The following is a 22,999-nucleotide window of genomic DNA, read 5'->3' on the forward strand; positions in this document are numbered from 1 at the left end:
GACCCTTTTAGGGTTGCCGGAAAAGTAGTGCGGTTGGCGAACCTTTCAGTGCCCTTTGAAGGGCTGGCCAGTAACAGAGGCTTTCAGCCGCAGAGCAAACCACCCGTTTTCACGGGTGGTTTTGATTCGAAGGGCTGGCAGCTATTACTTTGCTGAAATATGGTGTATGGGCAGTTGGTATGAATGCGGTGTCCGGTTTATTCGGTTACCCTTTAAATTTGGGGAATTATATGCTTATTTTCTCTCATGGCTGCATGGCAATTGAAGGACTTATATATGCGCCGTTTTATCGGATTAAACTATGGCATATTGTCATTGCAGCGATTTGGACTTTACATAATGATTTTATTGACTATGTATTTAATATGGCGCCATGGTACCCCTACCTTTCCTCGCATCATCAGGTTATCGGTTATTTAACATTTTGGTTAAGCTGGATTAGCATTGGCGTTATTTATTATTTGAATAAAAAGGTGAATAAACTGCCTCTAAATTAGGTCTACTCTTGTCCGCCTTCTCATATAATCGTTGTAAGAGGGGGGACAAGTACGAGTATGAAAAATCGAATAATGCTGCTATTATGTCTCGCTTTAATCGTTTTTCCGATTCATTCTTTTGCAAAAGAAAAGTCTTCTGATCAGGTATGGCATCAAATATCTGACTTATCCGATAGTATTTTTCAAAATGTAGATAATCACCAGTATGAACTCGCCTTAAAAGATTTAAATCAATTTAAAAAAGACTGGTCAAAGTATTCAGAGACAGTGTTAGGAGTTAGTGAAGATAATGATGAAGTGATAGAGACAACAATGAATAACCTTATTAATATTTTAGATAAAGAGGTTGCCGATAATGAGAAGCGGCAGAAAGCGGTTGAGTTTCGGTTGTCAATTGATGCTTTAGAATCAAATCAAGATCCTTTATGGAAAGGGCTGAAAGGTCAGCTGTTAACGCCATTTGAAAAGATGGAAGAAGCGGTGAAACAAGGGAACGGCATCACCTTTCAGTACGAATTAAACAAATTCTTGGATGTATATGAAATGATTTACCCAGCCATGCTCATTGATGTTAACCAGCATGAATTGACACTGGTTAATGATGAGGTAAATACCGTTTCTAATAATCGGATAACGATGATGCAAAATAAAAACAAAGGAAACCAATTGAATAAAACTTATCAAGATTTAAATCAATTATTCTCTAATAAAATGAAAAAACCGATTCAACAGCAATTATTTTGGGCAGTTTTTATTATTGGCGGGTTAACTGTCATTACATTAATATACGTCTCTTGGAGAAAATATAAAGGACAGGTTCGGAAAAGCAACAATTTGAATTAACCTTCTGTAACGAGCGAAACATTCAAACTGCCATGAGTTGCGACGAGAAGCGGCGATACTTTATTGAATAATCGTCGGCGAAGGTGCAGGCACCCCACACCCTTACAAAAACTTGGGGCTTACGAACAGTTATACTAATATAAACTTTGACAACATTTTGTCAAACGCGCTTTTTTATTGACTTCGAGAATGTTTTTGACTAAAATTGACCTTAATAAGTTAAGGTGGAGGTTACCAAATAAATGAGTATTGGAGCATATATCGTCTACTTTATCATCATCATGATTATCCCCATATGGGCACAGGCGAAAGTCCGGAACGCTTATTCAAAGTATTCGGAAGTCGCCAATTCTACAGGTATGACGGGCGCTCAAGTTGCAAGACAAATTCTCGATCATAATGGTTTGTACAATATTGAAATTGAAGAGGTACCGGGCACATTAAGCGACCATTATGACCCTAGGGACAAGGTTGTCCGCTTATCCTCAGATATTTACCATGGCAATACAATAGCGGGAACAGCTGTTGCGGCCCATGAGGTCGGACATGCGATTCAAGATGATAAGGATTATGCCCCATTAAGAATGAGGCATGCCTTAGTACCCGTCGCAAATATTGGTTCAAGCTTATCTTGGATATTTATCTTAGCAGGGATGATACTTCATCTTGCTGGAGCCGCGCTAATTGGCGTTATCTTTTTCGGTTTAGCAGTTCTTTTTCAAATTGTCACTTTGCCGGTTGAATTTGATGCCTCAAGCCGTGCGTTGAAACAAATAACAGCATTAGGAATTGTACAATCTGATGAAAAGCGTCAAGCGCGTAAGGTATTAACAGCAGCTGCTTTAACATATGTAGCCGCAGCGCTTGTGGCAGTTCTGGAATTGCTGCGTTTCGTTCTAATGTATATCGGTTTGAATAATGATAATAACGATTAAGCACTCATCACCAGGTGAGTGCTTTATTCATGTAATGGATTTTTATTTTCATCAAGTGTAAATCCCTCTCCAAGAACTTCGTGTACATCATTAACAGCTACAAAAGCATGGGGATCTACAGAGCTAATAACGTTTTTCAGCCGAAATACTTCATTTTGAGCGACAACGCAGTAAAGGACATTGACCTCATTGCCTGTGTATCCGCCCTTTGCGGGAATAATTGTTGTACTGCGATCCAGCGTTTTAATAATTTTATCAGCGACAGCCTCATTATCTTTTGAAATGATCATAGCTGCTTTTGCAGCGTAGGCGCCTTTTTGAATAAAGTCAATCACTCTGGCGCCGACAAATACGGCAACAAGCGTATACATGGCTTGCCGGTAATCAAGATAAATAAGCGAAGAAATAATAACAATGGCATCAATCGCAAACATAATTTGACCAATGCTCCACCCGAAGGAGTTATGTCCCAGCCGCGCGATAATGTCTGAACCGCCTGTCGTTCCGCCGTACTTAAAAATAATACCCAAACCGACGCCGACGAAGACACCTGCAAATAATGCAGCGAGGGTCATATCATTTTTTAAAGTAAAAGAAAAGATATGAACGTGTTGAAATATCCATAAAAAGACGGATAATGCACCTGTTCCAATTAACGTGTAAGCAAAGCTGTTTCTTCCTAATGTACGCCATCCCAAGATAAACAAAGGGACATTCAATACGATGTTACTTATTGCCGGGTCGATATTAAATAAATTATACAGAATCAATGTAATCCCTGTGATTCCGCCTTCCGCCAATTTATTTGTCATGTTAAAATTTACGAGTCCAAATGCATAAATAGCGGCACCAATTAAGATAAAAAAGATATTTTTCGGCTTTAAAGACAATTTCAAAAACAACGCCCCCTTTATTTCCGACGCAATTTTCACAACTCAATAATTATAAATGATAGCCTGTTTGCATTCAATTGTTTAAAGTAAAGTATATAGTGAAACTTCCACCGGTCAGGACTATTTCATTCACTCCGATGATTAGGTTAAGCTGCTGCTTAAAGAAGCTGTTTTGTAAACCGGAATAAATAATTTGTCAAACACCCCCCATTTTCGCTAAGATAACTACAGACGACTAATGGGGTGATGTCATGAGTGAAAAAACTATGAAAGATATGCAAAAAGAAGTACATGCTTATATTAGCCAATTTAAAGAAGGATATTTTTCACCGCTAGCGCTAACTGCCAGATTGACCGAAGAACTGGGCGAGTTAGCCCGAGAAGTTAATCATTATTATGGCGAGAAGCCAAAGAAAAAAACTGAAGAAGTCAAAACAATTAATGAAGAACTGGCTGACTTGTTATTTGTAATCATTTGTCTTGCTAATTCTTTAAACATTAATATTGAGGAAGCCTTTGATGCGGTCATGCATAAATTTAAAACACGTGATAAGGACCGTTGGACAAGGATTGAGAGGGAGGAAAATTAATAATGGAAAATAATAAGATCCGGATTGTGGTAGCCGGTCCAAGAGGGAAAATGGGCAGCGAAACAATACATATGATTTCCGAGACGCCGCATTTTGAGCTTGCAGCAGCGGTTGACAATAAAAATGATGGTATGTCTGTCCGGGATTTAGAAGGATTACCTGACATAGACGCTCCTATTTATACTGATATAGAAGCTTGCTTTTCAAATATCAAAGCTGATGTATTAATAGATTTAACGCACCCTGATGCAGGGAAGGCGCATTTTCAAGCCGCTGTTGATTATGGGGTAAGACCTGTAATCGGAACGTCTGGATTTACAAATGATGATGTTGCCCGATTTGAACAAAAATTGTCTGATAAGAACCTTGGCGGTATTATTGCGCCAAACTTTGCAATAGGTGCAGTCTTAGTTATGAAATTCAGCCAAATGGCTTCAAAGTATTTCCCGGATGTTGAAATCATTGAATTACATCATGACCAAAAGCGGGATGCGCCTTCGGGAACTGCCGTTAAAACGGCTGAAATGATTCAAAAAGTAAGAGAATCTAAAAAGCAAGGACACCCTGATGAAAAGGAAACAATAAAAGGTGCGCGCGGCGCGGAAACAGACGGCATGCATATTCACAGTGTAAGACTTCCCGGACTTGTTGCTCATCAAGAGGTTCTTTTCGGCGGAGAAGGAGAAATGTTGACTTTGCGTCATGATTCATTTAATCGGAAATCTTTTATGACGGGAGTCCGTTTCGCTGTTGAGACTGTCATGTCATTAGACACGCTTGTCTACGGTTTAGAAAATATTTTGGATTAGAGGGATTTAAATGAAAATCGCACTCATCGCCCATGATAAGAAAAAGAAGGATATTGTTCAGTTTACGACCGCATATAAACCGATTTTAGAAAAACATGAACTTTTTGCAACAGGTACAACCGGAAAGAAGATTATGGAAGCAACCGGTTTAAATGTTCACCGTTTTCAATCAGGACCATACGGAGGCGATCAGCAAATAGGTGCTTTAATCGCAAATAATGAAATGGATATGGTTATCTTTTTCCGGGATCCGTTAACAGCTCAGCCTCACGAACCTGATATCAGTGCGCTTATTCGCCTCAGCGATGTGTATGAAATTCCGCTTGCGACGAACATGGCCACAGGGGAATTATTAATGCACGCATTAGACCGGGGAGAATTAAATTGGCGCCAGTTTGTTCACGGGAAAAAGGATGATTAATGTGGAACAGGTAAAACTTGATATATTGGCGTTTGGCGCCCATCCTGATGATGTTGAAATCGGGATGGGTGGTACAATTGCCCGCCATACATCCAAAGGATTTAAGGTGGGCATCTGTGATCTGACAAAGGCGGAGCTTTCTTCTAACGGCAATGTTATTCTTCGTCAACAGGAAGCCTCAAATGCTTCGGATACATTGAGGCTAAGCATAAGAGAAAATTTAGGGTTTCCTGATAGAGGGTTGACATTAGATGATAAAAAAATAGCAAAAATTGTCGATATTATTCGTTTATATGAACCCCGAATTGTGTTTGCACCATTTTTTGAAGACCGCCATCCGGATCACGGACATTGCGGGCGCTTAGTGGAAGAGGCCGTATTTTCTGCAGGAATTAAAAAATACCAAGGGACTCAAGAGTTGCCAAGTCATAAAGTTCAAGATCTTTACTTTTATTATATCAATGGTTTTCATAAAGCGGATTTTGTTATCGATGTCAGCGATGTTCATCATGTGAAAATGGAAGCTCTGAAAGCTTACCGAAGTCAATTTATGCTATCGAAAGACGGAGTGGAGACACCGCTGACAAACGGATATCTTGAGACAGTAGAAAGTCGTGATCGTTTATACGGTAAGGAAACGGGAACACTTTTTGCTGAAGCATTTAAATCAAAAAAACCGATAAAACGCACGTCTTTATTTTAGGAGAATCAACATGAAATTAAAAATTGGCATCACATGTTACCCTACAGTCGGCGGATCAGGTGTTGTTGCTGCAGAATTAGGTAAAATGCTGGCAAAAAAAGGCCATGAAGTGCATTTTATCACATCCAGCATTCCTTTTCGTCTGGAGAAGACGTCACGCAACATTTTTTTTCATGAAGTTGAAGTCAATCAGTACGCGGTTTTTCGTTACCCGCCATATGATTTAACTTTAGCGAGTAAAATGGCGTGCGTAGCAGTTAGGGAAAAGCTTGATCTCTTACACGTTCATTATGCTGTACCACATGCTGTTTGCGCTTTTTTGGCAAAGCAGATGGTCGGCGATCATCTAAAAATAGTAACAACACTTCATGGCACTGATATTACTGTTTTAGGTTATGATCCAGCTTTAAGCAACATGATCCGCTTTGGGATTGAACAATCGGATATGGTGACGGCCGTATCAAAGGATTTAGTCAGGCAAACCCATGACTTACTTAAAACAAATAAAGAAATTGTCCCTGTTTATAATTTTGTTGATGAAGATATTTATTACAAACAAGATACAGGAAATTTAAAAGAAGAATTAAATATTCAACCTGACGAAAAGGTTATTATTCATATTTCAAATTTTAGAGGTGTTAAACGCGTTCCCGATGTCATTAAAGTTTTTTCGAAAATTCAAGAGCAAATGGCAGCTAAGCTTTTACTGATAGGGGAAGGCCCTGAATTTCCGGTTGTCATGGAGCTTGTTCAATCATTAGGGATTGAAAGCAAGGTGATGTTTCTTGGCAAACAGGACAATGTTGCAGATCTGTTGTCTATTAGTGATCTTGTATTGCTTTTATCATCAAAAGAAAGCTTTGGACTTATATTGCTTGAAGCTGCATCCTGCGGAGTGCCGGCGATAGGCACGCGTGCAGGCGGTATCCCCGAAGTCATTGTTGACGGAGAAACCGGTTATTTATCAGATGTTGGGGATATTGATGATATAGCGGCTAAGGCAATCAAGATACTGCAATATCCGGATTTACATAACAGATTGTCGGAGAATGCGGTGAATAGAGCACGGACAATTTTTCATTCTCAGCACATTTTAGAGCAATATGAAGCTATTTACAGGAAAGTACTGGATATTTAATTGGATGTGAACAAGCATGTTTAATCAGGCGCCTTTTAAGATAGCATTTAAGGTTATGGATAAACTTCATCAAAATGGTTTTGAAGCTTATATTGTGGGCGGTGCAGTCAGGGATTATTTACTGCAACGTCCTGTTCATGATGTTGATATTACAACTTCGGCAAGACCTGATCAGGTTCAAGCGCTGTTTCCAAAAACGATACCAGTTGGCATTGAACATGGAACAGTTATCGTCCGCGAAGAGAATACTAACTTTGAAGTAACTACTTTCCGTTCAGAATCAGGTTATTCTGACTATAGGCATCCGGAACAAGTTCATTTTGAAACAAGCATTACCGAAGATTTAAAACGGCGTGATTTTACAATGAATGCGATAGCACTGTCCATTGACGAAGAAATAATTGATCCATACAATGGGCAAATAGATTTAAAAGAAAATCGTCTAATGACCGTTGGGGATCCTAAAATACGATTTAAAGAGGATCCATTACGAATGTTAAGAGGCCTGAGGTTTATCAGTCAGTTAGGATTAGAAATGCCCAAGGAACTTGAAAATACATGTCAATCGCTTGGACACCTTTTAAAAAATATATCGATTGAAAGAATTTATCAGGAATTTACCAAACTGCTAAGCGGAGAAGACTTACAAAAAGCATTTCATATTTTGCTTAGCAGCCATATTTATGAATACCTGCCTTATTTGGAAAATAAATCAATTGAATGTCAACAGTTTAGTCATCTCCCTTTAAAATTGCTTAATTGTGATGAGGAGCGATGGTGCACGCTTATTATTCAATTGAAGGTGAAAGATATTACAGCTTTTTGCAATGCTTGGAAAATGTCAAAAAGGAAAAAAAACTGGCTGATAAGGCATACTGGAATTTATGAACGGCAGAAGAATCTTAAGTGGACGAAAGAAAGCCTGTATTTGTCAGGACTTTCTGCTGCTTTATCTGTTGAAAGACTCAAAAAGGTTTTTCAAAAAAGTTCAGAACAAACCGATGACGATATTAAAGCGTTGTGGAAAAGTTGTCCTATTCATAACCGTAAAGATTTACATGTTAACGGAAATGATTTATCCACTTGGCTTAATAGAAAACCAGGGCCTTGGATTGACAAATTACTAACGGAAATAGAGAAGGAAGTTCTATATGAAAGACTGCTGAATGATCACGAGGAAATTAGAAATTGGGTGATGTCTTTTGTCTAAAACAAAAAATCATATTTTAAAATTACTATTTAAAAATCGCAACGATTATATATCAGGCCAAAAAATAAGTGATGAAATAGGATGTTCACGGACTGCTGTGTGGAAACATATCAAGGAACTTGAAAATGAAGGCTATACAATCGCCTCAGTGCATAAAAGAGGTTATAAATTAATTGATGCGCCGGATCAATTAAGTGAGGCTAAAATTTATGCCGGACTTACGACCAAGACCCTTGGACATCATCTCGTTTATCAAGACGAAATTCCTTCCACTCAGAAAAAAGCTCAACATTTAGCAGAGGATGGGGCCGAAGAGGGCACGGTTGTTCTGGCTGATGAACAAACATCGGGAAGAGGAAGACTTGGACGCAGTTGGCATTCGCCAAAAGGGACAGGCATCTGGATGAGTTTAATTATCAGACCCGATATCCCGATACATAAAGCTCCTCAGTTCACTTTACTGACAGCAGTAGCTGTAGTTAAAGCAGTCAAACATGTCACCGGTCTGGATTGTGAAATTAAATGGCCAAATGACATTCTTTATAAGGGGAAGAAGTTTGTCGGCATTTTAACAGAATTACAGGCTGAAGCTGCAGATGTAAAAGCTATAATTGTTGGTATCGGCATAAATGTAAATGCAGCCATTGATGATTTTCCGGAAGAGTTAAAAGATATTGCTACGTCATTAAGAGCAGAAGCCGGAACAGCTTTTGATCGGGCTGAACTGATTCAAGAAATTTTAAAAGCATTTGAAGACCTGTATAAATCGTATATGGACGAAGGATTCGGGCTTATTAAATTATTGTGGGAATCTTATGCGATAAGTTTAGGCCGGCAAATATATGCACGGACCGCAAACGGTACGGTTGTTCAAGGTTTAGCGCAAGGTATCAATGATGAAGGTGTTTTGCTTTTGAAAGATAAAGACGGTAAGATTCATAAAATTTATTCAGCGGATATAGAAATTTCTTCTCAATAGTTTGTTTTGTTTGTTATAATGAATCTATGGATGGCATCCATAAGGAGCTGTACCGCTATGTGTTTTTTTTACTGTTATGATTTTAATCAAAAGATCTGCCTTGATCCACAATAGCGGACTGGGACAGAGGGATGATTGATGCCGACGGATACAAATCCTTCTTCACATGTCTTGTGTGGGAAGGATTTTTTTATTTTCCGTAGAGGATATTCTAAAATCATCTTCCTCTGAAAAAAAGGAGGAGAAAAATGAAAACAACAAAAGATTTTAAGCAAATGAAAATGGACAATGAGCCGATTGCTATGGTGACGGCTTATGACTACCCGGCTGGTAAACTGGCAGAACAAGCCGGTATGGATATCCTGCTGGTCGGAGATTCATTAGGTATGGTTGCTCTTGGTTATGAATCAACAGTCAATGTAACACTTGAGGATATGATTCTTCACACAAGAGCTGTTCGCCGCGGTGCAAAGGATACTTTTGTTGTAACCGATATGCCTTTTATGACTTACCATGCAACTGTCTCTGAAACGCTTTACCATGCGAAGCGTCTTATACAGGAGGGCGGTGCACATGCGGTTAAAGTTGAAGGCAGCGGCATTGTAATTGAAATGATCGAACATTTAACGGGTGCAGGTGTGCCGGTCGTTGGCCATTTAGGGTTGACGCCTCAATCTGTCGGCGTTTTAGGCGGTTATAAAGTACAAGGTAAAACTGAAGAAGAAGGAAATAAATTAATTGAAGATGCTAAAGCTGTTGAACAGGCAGGCGCTTTCGCTGTTGTTTTAGAGTGTGTCCCATGGCAATTGGCAGAGGCAGTCACTGAACAGTTGTCAATTCCAACAATTGGCATCGGAGCCGGACCTAAAACTAATGGCCAGGTCCTTGTTTATCATGATGTCATTGATTACGGCGTTGACCGTGTTTCCAAATTTGTAAAGCAATACGCCCATATTTCTGATGATATTGTTAATGGACTAAAGGGATATGTGCAGGATGTTAGGCAAAAGACATTTCCGCAATTAGAACATTCCTTCAAAACTAAACAATTTACCAGTCAAACCAAGTAGGTGATGTCTTATGCAAATGATACATTCTGTTAAAGAAATGAATAAAACAATCCGGCAAATGAAAAGCTCAGGAAAAACAATTGGCTTTGTGCCGACTATGGGTTTTTTGCATGAAGGTCATCAATCGTTAATAAGTCAAGCTAAAGAAATGTGTGACATTGTTGTTCTCAGTATTTTTGTGAATCCAACGCAGTTTGGACCCAATGAAGATTATCTGACTTATCCGCGGGATATCAAACGGGATAAAATGATTGCGGAAGAGGAAGGCGTTGACATTATTTTTAACCCTGATGCAGATGAAATGTATCCATTAGGTGAATCCATGCTCGTTAAAGTTAATGATCGTGTCGATGTTTTGTGCGGAAGAAGCAGGCCTGGTCATTTTGACGGCGTAGCAACGATTTTAATCAAACTTTTTAATATTATTATGCCCGATAAAGTGTTTTTTGGACTCAAAGATGCCCAACAGGTTGCGGTTGTTGACAGCATTATTAAAAATTTCCATTATCCGATTCAATTAATACCATGTGAAACGAAAAGGGAAGAAGATGGTCTGGCGAAAAGTTCACGAAACGTTCGTTTGTCTGCTGATGAGCGACAAGAGGCGGCCCTTTTAAATAAAGGATTGCAGGAAGGGTTGCTTCTTATTAACAAGGGAGAGCGGTCAGTATCCCGAATTAAGAAATGTGTTACTTTATTTCTTGAAACTCATCTTCGTCTCGGGAAAATTGACTATGTTGAAGTACTTAGTTATCCCGAATTACAGTCTGCAACGTCAATTACAGAACGTTTTATTATTGCCTGTGCCGTTCAATATAAAGAAGCCCGGTTAATAGACAATATCGTTGCAGATTTAGACCCAGACTTAAAAGGAGAACAAAAACAATATGTTGCGCACATTGATGAAAAGTAAAATCCATCGGGCGAGTGTCACCGATGCTAATTTAAATTATGTTGGCAGTATTACAATCGATGCTGATATACTTGATGCTGTTGATATTGCAGAAAATGAAAAAGTACAGATTGTTAATAACAATAATGGAGCCAGATTTGAAACGTATGTGATTGCTGGAGAACGCGGATCAGGGGATATATGTCTTAACGGCGCTGCTGCACGGCTTGTTCAAAAGGGTGATACAGTCATTATTATTTCTTACGCTTTAATGACGAAAGAAGAAATGGCCTCTCACCAGCCCGCAATTGCGATTATGGATGAAGACAATCATATTAAAGAAATGATCAATGGTGAAAAAGCAATGACGATTCTTTAAATGCGTGTTTAAAATAATTAACATTCCCCAATCAAAACATACAATGTCAGATTGGGGGATTTTTTATCAATTTAACTTATAGTTTCAGTTGCAATTGTTATGTAAAATGATTAGGATTAAGTATTAGAGGATACTTATTAAAAAAACGAAACCTAAAAAGGTTTCGTTAAAAAAGGTGTCGGTTAGGCGAAATTTCCCTTGATGTCAGGGTATTTATAGTTTGACCTTATTTTGCCCTGCTATGTTTAACAGATTTTGTTTCTGCGTACCTGAATTAATTCTGTGCGCCTTTACGGCTTGGCGCCTGCCAAGTTTTCTTTAAAGGAGGATATGAATGGGAGATAAAATTGAACTCCTGTCAACAGTAGTTGTCAAGAAATCAGACGATCTCTATAAAATCGTTGACAGTTTAAACCGAACATTAAAACGTCAAGACTTAATGTTTGGATTGGCATTGGACGAAAAAGATAAAGATAAGATGGTATTTACCATTTATCGTACATAAAAGCTGCTGTTAAAAAAAGGTGATTGAATTGAAAAAATGGGGAATAATAGTTGGAATTGTGGTTTTAATATGTATTTGGCAATCCTGGTTAATTTATCATCGGGCCAGCTCCTACGAAGGGACAGCCGAACAGAAAGCTGTAGCAAAAGCAAAAGCGCACTATCATATATCGAAAGTGAAGGACGTTACCTTTTATAATGGAAATCGATCTTACCATGTGTTACGTTCTGTCCTAAAATCCGGCAAAGAAGTTTATATTTGGGTTCCGGATAAAAAAGGCGGCAAAATGTTGGAAAAGCCTGTTAAAGACGGTCTTACCAAAAAAGAAGCTTTGCAGTCATTTTCTAAATTAAATTATGATGTTTCGAAAATCGTTTCTGCCAAGCTGGGTATTGATAACAGTCAACCAGTTTGGGAAATTATTTTTATAGACCATAATAAAGAATACAACTACGTCTATTTATATTTTAAAAATGGCAAAGAGGAAGGACATATTCTTCATATATAGTGTGGAGGATTAACTTAAATGCAGGAAGTGATCAGGCGTTCTCGCTTCCTCTTCTTAAATTTAACAAGGAGCGATATCATGAAACTTTCAAAAAGAGCAGCAACAATTACACCATCGAGCACTTTAGCTATTACAGCTAAAGCAAACCACCTTAAAGCTGAAGGTCATGATGTTATTGGACTTGGTGCCGGTGAACCTGATTTTAATACTCCAAAACATATTATTGATGCGGCCATGCAAGCGGTTAACAGCGGTCATACAAAGTACACGCCTTCGGCAGGGTTGCCGGCATTAAAACAAGCGATCGTTGAAAAGCTTCAAAGAGATCAAAACCTGCAATACGATCCGTCAAACGTGATTGTCGCGTCAGGGGCAAAACACGCATTATATCTTCTTTTCCAATCATACATAGACCCGGGTGATGAAGTTATCATATTGTCGCCTTACTGGGTCAGTTATCCGGAGCAAGTTAAGCTGGCCGGCGGCATACCTGTCATTGTTGATACTGATGAATCGAATCAATTTAAAGTAACTGTTGATCAATTACAAAAAGCAGTGTCAAACAAGACAAAAGCACTGATTATTAATTCACCGAGCAATCCAACCGGCATGATATATACAAAACAGGAACTTGAGGCTATTGGCGCCTTCTGTGTTGAACATAATCTTTTGATCATCTCAGATGAAATTTATGAAAAATTGGTTTATGGTCAAAATCGGCATGTTTCAATTGCGGAATGCTCTGATGAAATCAGAAAACAAACGGTTATTATTAATGGTGTGTCAAAGTCGCATGCCATGACAGGATGGCGGATTGGCTATGCTGTCGGCGACGCTGAACTTATTAAAGCTATGACTAATGTTGCCAGTCACAGCACATCAAACCCGGCTACAGTTTCACAGTATGCGGCTATTGCTGCCTATAACGGGACTCAAGAGCCTGTAAAACAAATGCAGGAAGCCTTTGAAGAACGTCTAAATAAAGCGTATGAGACGCTTACGCAAATTCCCGGATTAACATGCATTAAACCGCAAGGCGCTTTTTATTTGTTCCCTAATGCCAAAAAAGCGGCAGAAGTGACTGGTTATGCAAATGTCACGGAATGGGTCAGCGCTTTATTATCAGAGGAAAAAGTCGCCCTTGTTCCTGGTGAGGGTTTTGGTGCACCTGAATATGTCCGTCTGTCTTATGCCACATCACTAGATCAGATAGAAGAAGCTTTAAGCCGAATCAATCGATTTATGAAAAATCATATGTCATAAAATCTGTTTCTAAAGTTTAGGAAAGCCAGTTATGAATACAAAGGATCAACGCCGCAAGCAGATTGATTCATTTAAGTCTTTGGAGGTTTATATAAAATGAAAACAACTATTTCTGAAGTTAGCAAACATGTTGGAAAGGAAGTAAAAATTGGTGTTTGGCTTGCAAACAAACGATCGAGCGGCAAAATTCAATTTTTACAACTTCGTGATGGTACGGGATTTATCCAAGGCGTTATCGTAAAAAGTGAAGTATCGGAAGAAGCATGGAATCAAGCGAAAGAATTAACTCAAGAAAGCTCCTTTTATGTAACCGGAACAGTGCGTGAAGACCATCGTTCACCTTCAGGGTATGAGTTAACGGTAACCGACCTTTCAATTATACAAATTGCTCAAGATTATCCAATTACACCAAAGGAACATGGTACAGAGTTTTTAATGGATCATCGTCATTTATGGCTGCGTTCCAATCGTCAACATGCCATTTTACGTATACGTAACGAAATTATTAGAGCAACCTATCAATTTTTTAATGACAATGGATTTATTAAAATTGATCCGCCTATCTTAACTGGCAGCTCAGCGGAAGGAACAACCGACCTCTTCCATACAAAATATTTTGACCGCGATGCCTATTTATCTCAAAGCGGTCAATTGTATATGGAAGCAGCGGCTATGGCTTTTGGCAAAGTGTTTTCTTTTGGTCCGACATTCAGGGCGGAAAAATCAAAAACCCGCCGGCACTTAATTGAGTTTTGGATGATTGAACCGGAAATGGCCTTCACTGATCATGAAGAAAGCCTTGAAATTCAGGAACAATATGTTACATTTATTGTTCAATCCGTTTTGAAAAACTGTCAGTTAGAACTTAAAGCACTGGATCGTGATACATCCAAGTTAGAAAAAATTCAAGCGCCATTTCCGAGAATAACTTATGATGAAGCTATCGAACTGCTTAAAGAAAAAGGCTTTGATGATATTGAATGGGGTGAAGATTTTGGCGCGCCTCACGAAACAGCTATTGCAGAAAGCTTTGATAAACCGGTGTTCATTACACATTATCCGACATCAATTAAGGCGTTTTACATGAAGCCTGATCCGAATCGCGAGGAAGTTGTTCTTTGTGCTGATTTAATTGCGCCTGAGGGATACGGTGAAATCATCGGCGGCAGTCAAAGAATTGATGATTTAGAATTACTTGAAAAACGTTATGAAGAACATAAATTAACTGATCCGGCTTATGAATGGTATCTAGAGTTAAGAAAATACGGAAGCGTTCCTCACTCCGGTTTCGGATTAGGTCTGGAAAGAACGGTAGCATGGATCAGCGGTACGGAACACGTTCGCGAAACGATTCCGTTCCCAAGACTGTTAAACCGAATTTATCCTTAATTCCTGACTTAATACTCGACTTTTCCAAACCCCAGCTTGCTGGGGTTTGTCTTTTCCTAGAAGATTCATCAAGAGGTTCATGATATAATAGGGGAGAGGTGTCGAATGTGGAAAAAAAATTAATGATGGACCTGCTGGTAAATAGTCATGTCATGGTTCCGAATCTATTACTTGAAAATTATTATCTCCTGGGATTGAACGAAGAGGAATGTATGCTGCTGATTCATGTTCATTCTTTTATATGCAAAGGCAATTATTTCCCAACCCCTGATGATTTGGCTGATCGTATGAGCTGTACACCCGCTCAATGTGCAGATCATTTACGGCGCCTGGTCCAAAAAGGGTATATTAATATTGAACAAAGCAATGATGATCAAATTTATTCAGAGGCATACACGCTCGAACCATTGTGGGAAAAGTTAATTGTCCATTATTATCAAAAGTCGGCAAATCAACAAAATGCCGAACAAGAAGAAGCTTTATATACTGTTTTTGAAAATGAATTTGGACGCCCGTTATCCCCGATTGAGTGTGAGACATTAACGATGTGGCTGGATCAAGATCATCATTCTCCTGAATTAATCAAGGCGGCACTAAGGGAATCCGTCATTTCCGGTAAATTAAACTTTCGTTATATAGATAGAATCCTTTTTGAATGGAAGAAAAATGGTGTAAAAACTTTGCAGCAAGCAAAGGCGCATGGTGAAAAAATCAGAAATAAATTTACCCAAAAAAGAGAACATCAAACAGATAAAAATCAAAGTTCTATTACTTTACCGATGTACAATTGGTTAGAGAAATAATGAAAAAGGTGATGAAGTGCTAAGCAATAAACAAATTAAAGTTGTTCTTGATACCTTGGGGGACATGTTTCCGGATGCCCATTGCGAACTTAACCACAGCAATCCGTTTGAGCTGGCTATTGCTGTTATTCTTTCTGCTCAATGTACAGACGCACTAGTAAATAAAGTAACACCGGCCTTATTCGAAAAATATCATACACCGGAGGATTACTTGGCTGTACCATTGGAAGAATTACAGCAAGATATTCGTTCGATTGGCTTATTTCGCAATAAAGCTAAAAACATTCGTAAGCTTTGTCAAATTTTAATTGACGAATATGGAGGGGAATTACCAAGAGATCGTGATGAACTTATAAAGCTGCCGGGTATTGGCCGTAAAACAGCTAATGTCATTGCTTCAGTGGCTTTTGGGGTTCCAACGATTGCGGTTGATACTCATGTGGAGCGGGTATCAAAAAGGCTTGGTATTTGCCGCTGGAAAGACAGCGTACTGGAGGTTGAAAAAACTTTAATGAAGAAAGTTCCCGAAGAAAAATGGTCAGAGACCCATCACAGGCTTATTTTCTTTGGACGATACCATTGTAAAGCTCAGGCACCGAAATGTGATATATGTCCTCTTTTAGAGCTGTGCAGGGAAGGGCAGAAACGGATGAGAAAAAGGATGGCAGACAATGTCAAATGAACCTTTAGTTATAACAGTACCTTCAATGTTTTGTTTCCCGCCTTTTTATGAAAAAGGTGATATGCTCTATATAGATAAATGTAATTTCGGCTTGTGTACTGAAAAACTTGCACAGCCTTTTTTTTACGATATTTTATATGAAAGCAAAGTATCTAATTCTAAATTATGGCCGTGGCAATTTAAAGAAAGCTGCTCAATTTTGCTAAAGCAATGGGATTCTCGTAAAGAAGAAATTTCAGGATTGTTGAGGAGAAGAAATCAACAACGGGCAAGGGAACCAATGTGCCGCTCGATTGCTAATTTCATTGATCTTATGTTTTGGATGCATCATATCCCGGTAAAATTTGAGCATGAAATTACAGATTCTTTTTCTTTATTATCTTATAGACCCATTAATGTTGAAGAACGTCTTAAGTTCATTCTGGAAAGACCGGATCATTATCTCTCATTTGTACAATTAAACGAACTGTACACTGAATGCGGGAAAAAAATGATTGTGAAACAAGCAAGAGAAAAAAAGTGACACACGGACAAATGTCCTATACATAGGATACAGCATGAAGCTTTAAGGAGGATGCCTATGCAAGTTCATGTTGTATCCGCTGGAGAAACGATAAGTACAATATCAAATAAATATCATGTTTCTGCTCAACAAATTCTTAATCTAAATCAAATTACAAATCCCAATCAATTGATAGCCGGCCGGACATTGCTGATTCCAGTTCAACCGACATATACTGTTAAGCCGGGTGATACACTGTGGTCTATAGCAAAAAAATATAATGTAGATTACCAGCAATTATTAAATCAAAACCCTCAATTAGAAGGCCAAATTCTTTATCCTGGAACAGTTATTAAACTCCCTGAGAGAAAAAAGCCTACAATTATTGTTAATGGTTTTCTGGAACCAAGTCCAAGCGCAGAGCATTTTGAGGAGGCAAAATCAGCTCTGACGTATTTGTCCATTTTTCAATACAAAGTAACAGCTGATGGAAATATTGTACCTCCTAAAAATGAGGAGGTACTTCTTAATGCAGTGAAGAATAGCACGGCGGCGCCGCTGATGACGATAACTAATATTGATAGTGATGAATTTAGCGAAGATATAGCAAAAAAAATCCTATCAAGTACATCTGTTCAAAATCACTTATTTGAAAATCTCGTGAATCAGCTTAAGGAAAAAGGATTTCGCGGTGTAAACGTTGACTTTGAATTTTTAGGGACGAATGCAAGACAGCCTTATAATCGATTTTTAAAAAGGTTGACCGATCGTCTTCACAAAGAGAAATTTAAAGTAGCAACTTCACTTGCTCCAAAACTGAGCGGTCAACAAACCGGTGCTTGGTACGAAGCGCATGATTACGAAACAAGCGGAAAAATTGTTGATTTTGTTATTTTAATGACATATGAATGGGGCTGGAGCGGGGGACCGCCTATGGCAGTGAGCCCGATTTCGCAAGTTAGAGCCGTTGTTAATTATGCCAGATCGGTCATTCCTAAAGATAAAATTGTAATGAGTATACCACTGTATGGTTACGATTGGACGCTGCCTTATGTAGAAGGGGGCGAATTTGCAAAAGCGGTAACAACAAACCAGGCTTATCAAATAGCAGCCCAATATCATGCGCAAATCCAATATGATGTTAAATCAGAAGCACCATTTTTTTATTATAATGATGAAAATGGCAAAAGGCATGTGGTATGGTTTGGTGATTTAAGAATGATGGAGGCCATGTTTCAAATGGTCAATGAGTATCAATTGGGAGGCATAAGTTTTTGGAATTTGGCATTCCGATATCCTCAAGTTTGGCCGTTAATTACTGAATACTTCAATGTAAAAAAGGTAAAACAATAAACCACTCGCCAATTTGGCGAGTGGTTTATTTTAATTTCCTTGTGATGGTTGGTTATCTTTGTTTTGGTTATCACCGGAGTTAGAGTTAGTGTTACCTTTATTTTCGTTTGAATTTGCCGGCTTACCATTATTATTGCCATTATTGTTTTTGTCAGGATTATTATTTCCTTGGTTACCTTGGTCCCCGGAATGACCGGTGTTATTTTGATCGTTTTGATTATCTTGGTTGCCAGAGTTATCTTGATTACCTTGGCCGCCGGTATTGCCGGTATTTCCTTGGTTATTCTGATCACCTTGATTTTGGTTGCCATTATCATTATTTTGACCCTGGCTGCCTTGGTCGTTTTGTCCGCCTTGATTATTCTTTCCGTTATCTTTTTGATCATTTCCTTGATCCTGATTATTTTGGCTGCCCTGATTTTGGCTGTTATCATTATTTTGACCGCTGTTTTGATCATTATTTTGATTATCTTTATTCTGTTGATCTTTCTTATCTTGTTGATCTTGCTTTTTGTTTTTATCTTGTTGATCTTGCTTATTCTGATTATCTTGTTTAGCTTTATCATCATTTTGACTGCTGTTTTGACTATCACTGCTATTGTTATCGGTGCTGCTTTGATCAGACGATGATGATTGGGTTTGATCTTGTTTTTTCTTTTCTTTTTGATTGTCATGTTTTGGTGCTACTACATTGTCTGATTGATGGCCTCTGACATATAATTCTCCATCGGACTCGACAACTGAATTAGGCTTCTTGAAATCAGGTGTATTAGGCGATGCCAAATCTTCCATGACATATTTAAAGATATCTTGTGAATAATGCTGTTCACTGACAGGTAAAAACGAACCGCTGTCAGATTCATTTGATGGCGTATAACCCGTCCATACTGCCATTGTCAAATCTGTCGTGTAGCCGACAAACCATGAGTCAAGATCACCATGGAGCTGGTCGTAAGATGATATACCATGTTGACGGGCATAATCGTCAGGAATATTTGTTGAACCCGTTTTACCGGCAACCGGCACGCCAGGTAAATTAGCATCTCTTCCTGTCCCTTGCGGATCGTGAATGACCGATTTTAACATGTCTGTAATCATATAAGCTGTATAGTCGTGCATGGCAACATGTTCCTTATGGTCAAGATCAATCGTATGGCCATCAGGGAATTCAATTGATTTAACCGCATATGGCTCATTATAAACCCCATTGTTGCCAAAAGCTGCATAAGCTCCCGCCATTTGCAGAGGCGATGCTGTAAATGAACCAATTGCATAGGATTCATAGATATTTTTAAAGTTAAAGCCTAAATTATTAGTGAAATCTTTGATTTTACTTTGGCCTAAGTCACCCATAAGCTGATGCAAGGTTTTAACAGCCGGAATGTTTCGTGACTGTGCAAGTGCATCTCTTATAGTCATTGGGCCTTTGTATTGTCCATCCCAGTTTTCGAGAGTGTGTCCGTTAGAATACTTGTAAGGCTCGTCGACTACGCGATGTGCTGTTGACCAATTTTCATATTCAACAGCAGGACCGTAGTCCATAATCGGTTTAGCTGTTGAACCTACGGCATTATCTGTGCTAGTTGCCCAGTTAATACCATCTTGATAATGGCGGCCGCCGCCGATGGCTTCAATCGCACCGGTTTTTGTGTCAATAAGCGCGGTACCGGCTTGGAAATTTTTCTTAACGCCAGGGAAGTTGCCATCGTTATTGAGTACATCTTGAACCCTTTGTTGTGCTTTAGGATCAAGATTTGTATATATTTTTAATCCGCCTTGGTAGAATTCGTCTTTTGAAATAACCTTTTTCTTGTTAACCAGTTCGTTATAAACGTAGTTAATATAGGCGGTATATTTTCTTTTTGGCGTTTTTAACCCTTTATGATCTTTAGTCATCTCTTTGATGGACACTTGTTTTGCTTTGTCAGCCTGTGCTTGTGTAATATAATGGTTCTTTGCCATAGTATCAAGCACTAGATCTTCACGCTGTTTTGCTGCCTTTGGATTTGCTAACGGATCATAATAGCTTGGTGCTTTTGGCAGTGAAGCAAGCATTGCTGCTTCAGGTAAAGTGAGATCTTTAACATTTTTTCCAAAGTATACTTTGGCGGCAGTTCCAACACCGTAAGCTTGTTCACCTAAATAAATTTTATTCAAGTACATTTCAAGAATTTGCTTTTTAGAATATTTTTGATCAAGCTTGATTGCCAAATAGGCTTCTTGGACTTTACGGGTTAATGTTTTCTTCGGTGTTAATAAGGAGTTTTTGATGACCTGCTGGTCGAGTGTACTTCCTCCCTCAGAACCGAAACCGTGAGTAATGTTAGCGACAACGGCACCGCCGATCCGGTATGGGTCTATACCAAAATGTTTATAAAAGCGGTTATCTTCCGTTGAAATAAAAGCATCTTGAACAACTTCAGGAATTTTATTGATTGGTGCGTAAGTTCGATTTTGCTGAGAATAAACAGTATCAATCTTATGTCCGTTTTTGTCATATATCGTAGTGGACATAGGATCCTTTAACAATTTTGGATCTAAAGAAGGTGCTTGTTTAATAACGGCAAACACCGTAATGACGCCGGCAAGAACTAAGAAAAGGATAACTAGGAAGATGATGAGTACAATACGTTTAAAAAGACCTTTTTTATTCCCTTTCTTTCCCTTTGGTTGCTTATCATTATCTTTTTGTTTTGCTTGACGTCTTTCAGCTCTAGACTTATATTCTGTCATGATACAATCCTACCTTTCCAGACGACAAATCTATTCAAAATATAACATTCGTATGAAAAAATAACCTTATGGCTAAATTAAAAATAAACACGATTAATTATTGCTAAATAATCAATTCGCGGCATAAATCCTTGTGAAATAAGATAACCTCTATTTTCAATGACAGCTTTCGGAATTGACTTTTCACCGCCGGATTTTTGTTTGGCCCAGTATTCGACAAGATGTTCTGCATCTAATAAAAATATTTCGCGGCTGACCGTGAATTTAACAATGATAAAGCATATACCGCCATGAGACTTTACTTTTTTCATATGTTCCACTTGATGGTCATGAAAGTTTTTCAGCGGTAGAACGGTTTTGCTTCTCGTTTCTTTTGCCTCGAAGTCAATATAGCGGCCCCGGTATAATCCGTTATAGTCGGTTGTTGAAGCTTTTCTAAAATAAGCCTCAGTAATTTTGGCTGCGCTTCTTTTTGGATAATCGACATTAACTATTTGTACGGGGGTTGGCTTTTTATGAATAACAGCTAAATCATGGTCCAAATAATACTGATTTGTAATGTTTAAATCTTCTTCAAGCGTCATGCCGCGATTGGCGAAATTTACTTTTGATTTATCAGTTTTGGCTGGTGAATGATTCAAATAAGGTTTACCGTTTGGATAGAAAATAGTCAAGATGCAAACTCCTTTTTTCTATTTTCTTGATATTACTTTCTTACTATATATATGAAGAAAGTGTAAGATCAACTAAATTATTAAAAAACAATAACTTAGTTTCTCTTTATTATAACGTATTAATGCTAGGGATATGGTAAATTTTTATGACATTGTTCTATCCATTGATAAGGAGAAAGCTATGCCTATACAGTCTAACATCTTTAGTGATATCTGTCACCGTCGACAAAAAACATGCTTTAGTAAGCAAGATCGACAATTCATTCATTACATTCGCAGTAAAACTGACAAATGTAATCTTGATAATATATCAAGGACGAAGGCATATATCCAATTTTATCTTGAAAACCCAGAAATTATTTGGGCGCTGCTTGCCAGCATGGTTTCAAGAAATGCCGGGTGGAATATGACCGACCTTGCTCTACCCCCTCTTAAAAATTTATTAAAAGAGCGTGATCGCTTTATCCTTTTTCATACTTATGAAAGGCCAAATTGGCTGATATTTTCGGATGCCTTTCCACAACTTCTTACCTATCATTTATCAAAGCAAAAAAATAGACCTTATTTTTATTTACTAAAAGCATTCAATATATCTATTTTTATGGAGAAGGAGTGGGAATTGTTTTGGATTACACAGGATAAGCGCCGTCTTTGTACAAGCCAAATTGTTAATGAACAGCAAGTCATTGAAAAGCCGGTTATTCAACAAAGCTTTTTTCATAACAGGGTTTTTAACCGGTTATTTTTTAAATTTCAAGAATGGCTGCATCAAACAGCAGTCATTTTTCCGACTGTTGAAGGTGCTTTATACGGCTTTTCTGTTTACCGATTTACACATGTAGAAAAGAGAATTGAATTTGGTAAACAGCTGTCATGGCTGCTGTTTGAGTCTCCAGTTTCAAAGGAAATCCAAAAATTTGCTTTAACCGTAGAACCAACCGGATCACGGATAGATTATGATCAATTTCGACAGGAGACAACTACCTATTATACATACTTAAGAAGTTTTTACAATCCTGTTAAACATCATTTAAGCGAAATAAACGATTGGTTTAACGGTGAAATAAACAATAAATGGTTTGATAACCCAAAATTCTTACCTTATGACATCAGCCATTGGTATGTAAAAAAACAAAAGCAAATTGAGAAATTAGCAGCTCTTATGTCATTGTTTTGTCGAATTTTAAAAAAAGAATGAGAAAGCCACCTTTCTTTGATGAAGAAGCAC

At 38.3% G+C, this 22,999-nt stretch carries 26 protein-coding genes; 22 read left to right on the forward strand and 4 right to left on the reverse strand.

Annotated features, from left to right (window positions below; genetic code table 11):
* The first annotated feature begins 134 nt into the window (after nucleotides 1–134).
* From ACFQRG_RS06570 to ACFQRG_RS06580, 3 genes are all read left to right on the forward strand, one after another.
* Entirely contained in the window at nucleotides 135–497 is a 363-nt protein-coding gene (locus ACFQRG_RS06570; protein ID WP_380965376.1) for a DUF1405 domain-containing protein, read from the forward strand.
* 57 nt (nucleotides 498–554) lie between these two features.
* A complete protein-coding gene (locus ACFQRG_RS06575; protein ID WP_380965019.1) occupies nucleotides 555–1,340 on the forward strand; it encodes a sporulation protein YpjB in 786 nt (261 codons plus the stop codon).
* Nucleotides 1,341–1,582: 242 nt separating this feature from the next.
* Nucleotides 1,583–2,275, forward strand: coding sequence for a zinc metallopeptidase (locus ACFQRG_RS06580; RefSeq protein WP_380965021.1), 693 nt, complete (start codon nucleotides 1,583–1,585; stop codon nucleotides 2,273–2,275).
* A gap of 23 nt (nucleotides 2,276–2,298) precedes the next feature.
* Here ACFQRG_RS06580 and ACFQRG_RS06585 read toward each other — a convergent pair whose 3' ends face one another.
* Nucleotides 2,299–3,171, reverse strand: a complete 873-nt coding sequence (locus tag ACFQRG_RS06585) for a YitT family protein (protein WP_380965023.1) — start codon at nucleotides 3,169–3,171, stop codon at nucleotides 2,299–2,301.
* Between the two features lie 248 nt (nucleotides 3,172–3,419).
* Between ACFQRG_RS06585 and ACFQRG_RS06590 the strand changes: the two genes are divergently transcribed.
* From ACFQRG_RS06590 to ACFQRG_RS06675, 18 genes are all read left to right on the forward strand, one after another.
* A complete protein-coding gene (locus tag ACFQRG_RS06590) occupies nucleotides 3,420–3,758 on the forward strand; it encodes a nucleotide pyrophosphohydrolase (protein ID WP_380965025.1) in 339 nt (112 codons plus the stop codon).
* Nucleotides 3,759–3,760: 2 nt separating this feature from the next.
* Complete coding sequence (gene dapB / locus ACFQRG_RS06595) at nucleotides 3,761–4,567, forward strand: 4-hydroxy-tetrahydrodipicolinate reductase (RefSeq protein ID WP_380965027.1); 807 nt, start codon at nucleotides 3,761–3,763, stop codon at nucleotides 4,565–4,567.
* Nucleotides 4,568–4,577: 10 nt separating this feature from the next.
* The gene (gene mgsA / locus ACFQRG_RS06600; protein ID WP_380965029.1) at nucleotides 4,578–4,988 is read left to right on the forward strand and encodes a methylglyoxal synthase; all 411 of its coding nucleotides are present in this window, start codon (nucleotides 4,578–4,580) and stop codon (nucleotides 4,986–4,988) included.
* Nucleotide 4,989: 1 nt separating this feature from the next.
* Nucleotides 4,990–5,691 carry a bacillithiol biosynthesis deacetylase BshB1 gene (gene bshB1, locus ACFQRG_RS06605; protein WP_380965031.1) on the forward strand — a complete coding sequence of 234 codons (702 nt, stop codon included), beginning with the start codon at nucleotides 4,990–4,992 and terminating at the stop codon, nucleotides 5,689–5,691.
* Nucleotides 5,692–5,701: 10 nt separating this feature from the next.
* Nucleotides 5,702–6,829, forward strand: coding sequence for an N-acetyl-alpha-D-glucosaminyl L-malate synthase BshA (bshA, locus tag ACFQRG_RS06610; protein ID WP_380965033.1), 1,128 nt, complete (start codon nucleotides 5,702–5,704; stop codon nucleotides 6,827–6,829).
* A gap of 16 nt (nucleotides 6,830–6,845) precedes the next feature.
* The gene (locus ACFQRG_RS06615; RefSeq protein ID WP_380965035.1) at nucleotides 6,846–8,039 is read left to right on the forward strand and encodes a CCA tRNA nucleotidyltransferase; all 1,194 of its coding nucleotides are present in this window, start codon (nucleotides 6,846–6,848) and stop codon (nucleotides 8,037–8,039) included.
* Nucleotides 8,032–9,018, forward strand: a complete 987-nt coding sequence (locus ACFQRG_RS06620; protein ID WP_380965037.1) for a biotin--[acetyl-CoA-carboxylase] ligase — start codon at nucleotides 8,032–8,034, stop codon at nucleotides 9,016–9,018. The genes ACFQRG_RS06615 and ACFQRG_RS06620 overlap by 8 nt, the downstream gene beginning before the upstream one ends.
* A gap of 248 nt (nucleotides 9,019–9,266) precedes the next feature.
* Nucleotides 9,267–10,088 (forward strand): 3-methyl-2-oxobutanoate hydroxymethyltransferase, encoded by an 822-nt coding sequence (panB, locus tag ACFQRG_RS06625; protein WP_380965039.1) that lies wholly within the window; start codon nucleotides 9,267–9,269, stop codon nucleotides 10,086–10,088.
* A gap of 10 nt (nucleotides 10,089–10,098) precedes the next feature.
* Nucleotides 10,099–11,001, forward strand: a complete 903-nt coding sequence (gene panC, locus ACFQRG_RS06630) for a pantoate--beta-alanine ligase (RefSeq protein ID WP_380965041.1) — start codon at nucleotides 10,099–10,101, stop codon at nucleotides 10,999–11,001.
* Complete coding sequence (gene panD, locus ACFQRG_RS06635) at nucleotides 10,976–11,359, forward strand: aspartate 1-decarboxylase (RefSeq protein WP_380965043.1); 384 nt, start codon at nucleotides 10,976–10,978, stop codon at nucleotides 11,357–11,359. The genes panC and panD overlap by 26 nt, the downstream gene beginning before the upstream one ends.
* A gap of 334 nt (nucleotides 11,360–11,693) precedes the next feature.
* A complete protein-coding gene (locus tag ACFQRG_RS06640) occupies nucleotides 11,694–11,864 on the forward strand; it encodes a YpmA family protein (protein WP_205003186.1) in 171 nt (56 codons plus the stop codon).
* 28 nt (nucleotides 11,865–11,892) lie between these two features.
* Complete coding sequence (locus ACFQRG_RS06645; RefSeq protein ID WP_380965045.1) at nucleotides 11,893–12,372, forward strand: cell wall elongation regulator TseB-like domain-containing protein; 480 nt, start codon at nucleotides 11,893–11,895, stop codon at nucleotides 12,370–12,372.
* A 78-nt stretch (nucleotides 12,373–12,450) separates the two neighbouring features.
* Nucleotides 12,451–13,635 (forward strand): pyridoxal phosphate-dependent aminotransferase, encoded by a 1,185-nt coding sequence (locus ACFQRG_RS06650; protein ID WP_380965047.1) that lies wholly within the window; start codon nucleotides 12,451–12,453, stop codon nucleotides 13,633–13,635.
* 96 nt (nucleotides 13,636–13,731) lie between these two features.
* Nucleotides 13,732–15,024, forward strand: coding sequence for an asparagine--tRNA ligase (asnS, locus tag ACFQRG_RS06655; RefSeq protein WP_380965049.1), 1,293 nt, complete (start codon nucleotides 13,732–13,734; stop codon nucleotides 15,022–15,024).
* Between the two features lie 107 nt (nucleotides 15,025–15,131).
* Nucleotides 15,132–15,827: a DnaD domain protein gene (locus tag ACFQRG_RS06660; protein ID WP_380965051.1), complete on the forward strand. Its 696-nt coding sequence runs from the start codon at nucleotides 15,132–15,134 to the stop codon at nucleotides 15,825–15,827.
* 16 nt (nucleotides 15,828–15,843) lie between these two features.
* Nucleotides 15,844–16,509, forward strand: a complete 666-nt coding sequence (gene nth / locus ACFQRG_RS06665) for an endonuclease III (protein WP_380965053.1) — start codon at nucleotides 15,844–15,846, stop codon at nucleotides 16,507–16,509.
* Complete coding sequence (locus tag ACFQRG_RS06670; RefSeq protein ID WP_380965055.1) at nucleotides 16,499–17,032, forward strand: YpoC family protein; 534 nt, start codon at nucleotides 16,499–16,501, stop codon at nucleotides 17,030–17,032. Before nth ends, ACFQRG_RS06670 begins: the two co-directional genes overlap by 11 nt.
* A gap of 57 nt (nucleotides 17,033–17,089) precedes the next feature.
* Entirely contained in the window at nucleotides 17,090–18,364 is a 1,275-nt protein-coding gene (locus ACFQRG_RS06675; RefSeq protein ID WP_380965057.1) for a LysM peptidoglycan-binding domain-containing protein, read from the forward strand.
* A 30-nt stretch (nucleotides 18,365–18,394) separates the two neighbouring features.
* Here the strand turns inward: ACFQRG_RS06675 and ACFQRG_RS06680 are convergent, their stop codons facing one another.
* The 3 genes from ACFQRG_RS06680 to ACFQRG_RS06690 all read right to left on the reverse strand — a co-directional run bounded on the left by ACFQRG_RS06680 (nucleotide 18,395) and on the right by ACFQRG_RS06690 (nucleotide 22,039).
* Entirely contained in the window at nucleotides 18,395–21,097 is a 2,703-nt protein-coding gene (locus ACFQRG_RS06680; RefSeq protein WP_380965059.1) for a transglycosylase domain-containing protein, read from the reverse strand.
* A 77-nt stretch (nucleotides 21,098–21,174) separates the two neighbouring features.
* Nucleotides 21,175–21,771 (reverse strand): Holliday junction resolvase RecU, encoded by a 597-nt coding sequence (gene recU / locus ACFQRG_RS06685; protein WP_380965061.1) that lies wholly within the window; start codon nucleotides 21,769–21,771, stop codon nucleotides 21,175–21,177.
* Nucleotides 21,772–21,928: 157 nt separating this feature from the next.
* Nucleotides 21,929–22,039, reverse strand: coding sequence for a hypothetical protein (locus ACFQRG_RS06690; protein ID WP_380965063.1), 111 nt, complete (start codon nucleotides 22,037–22,039; stop codon nucleotides 21,929–21,931).
* A gap of 39 nt (nucleotides 22,040–22,078) precedes the next feature.
* Between ACFQRG_RS06690 and ACFQRG_RS06695 the strand changes: the two genes are divergently transcribed.
* Nucleotides 22,079–22,969, forward strand: coding sequence for a DUF2515 family protein (locus tag ACFQRG_RS06695; protein ID WP_380965377.1), 891 nt, complete (start codon nucleotides 22,079–22,081; stop codon nucleotides 22,967–22,969).
* Nucleotides 22,970–22,999: the final 30 nt, after the last annotated feature.

Source organism: Scopulibacillus cellulosilyticus, assembly GCF_042665295.1.
Classification (GTDB): Bacteria; Bacillota; Bacilli; order Bacillales; family Sporolactobacillaceae; genus Scopulibacillus_A; species Scopulibacillus_A cellulosilyticus.

What these genes read in the sequence shown, in the direction of transcription:
- ACFQRG_RS06590 (WP_380965025.1), top strand. Translation starts at nt 3,420, where the DNA reads ATGAGTGAAAAAACTATGAAAGATATGCAAAAAGAAGTACATGCTTAT.
- bshA (WP_380965033.1), top strand. Translation starts at nt 5,702, where the DNA reads ATGAAATTAAAAATTGGCATCACATGTTACCCTACAGTCGGCGGATCA.
- ACFQRG_RS06650 (WP_380965047.1), top strand. Translation starts at nt 12,451, where the DNA reads ATGAAACTTTCAAAAAGAGCAGCAACAATTACACCATCGAGCACTTTA.
- ACFQRG_RS06640 (WP_205003186.1), top strand. Translation starts at nt 11,694, where the DNA reads ATGGGAGATAAAATTGAACTCCTGTCAACAGTAGTTGTCAAGAAATCA.
- panC (WP_380965041.1), top strand. Translation starts at nt 10,099, where the DNA reads ATGCAAATGATACATTCTGTTAAAGAAATGAATAAAACAATCCGGCAA.
- ACFQRG_RS06680 (WP_380965059.1), bottom strand. Translation starts at nt 21,097, where the DNA reads ATGACAGAATATAAGTCTAGAGCTGAAAGACGTCAAGCAAAACAAAAA.
- ACFQRG_RS06615 (WP_380965035.1), top strand. Translation starts at nt 6,846, where the DNA reads ATGTTTAATCAGGCGCCTTTTAAGATAGCATTTAAGGTTATGGATAAA.
- panD (WP_380965043.1), top strand. Translation starts at nt 10,976, where the DNA reads ATGTTGCGCACATTGATGAAAAGTAAAATCCATCGGGCGAGTGTCACC.
- asnS (WP_380965049.1), top strand. Translation starts at nt 13,732, where the DNA reads ATGAAAACAACTATTTCTGAAGTTAGCAAACATGTTGGAAAGGAAGTA.
- mgsA (WP_380965029.1), top strand. Translation starts at nt 4,578, where the DNA reads ATGAAAATCGCACTCATCGCCCATGATAAGAAAAAGAAGGATATTGTT.
- ACFQRG_RS06675 (WP_380965057.1), top strand. Translation starts at nt 17,090, where the DNA reads ATGCAAGTTCATGTTGTATCCGCTGGAGAAACGATAAGTACAATATCA.
- ACFQRG_RS06575 (WP_380965019.1), top strand. Translation starts at nt 555, where the DNA reads ATGAAAAATCGAATAATGCTGCTATTATGTCTCGCTTTAATCGTTTTT.
- dapB (WP_380965027.1), top strand. Translation starts at nt 3,761, where the DNA reads ATGGAAAATAATAAGATCCGGATTGTGGTAGCCGGTCCAAGAGGGAAA.
- ACFQRG_RS06580 (WP_380965021.1), top strand. Translation starts at nt 1,583, where the DNA reads ATGAGTATTGGAGCATATATCGTCTACTTTATCATCATCATGATTATC.
- ACFQRG_RS06690 (WP_380965063.1), bottom strand. Translation starts at nt 22,039, where the DNA reads ATGAATGAATTGTCGATCTTGCTTACTAAAGCATGTTTTTTGTCGACG.
- ACFQRG_RS06670 (WP_380965055.1), top strand. Translation starts at nt 16,499, where the DNA reads ATGTCAAATGAACCTTTAGTTATAACAGTACCTTCAATGTTTTGTTTC.
- panB (WP_380965039.1), top strand. Translation starts at nt 9,267, where the DNA reads ATGAAAACAACAAAAGATTTTAAGCAAATGAAAATGGACAATGAGCCG.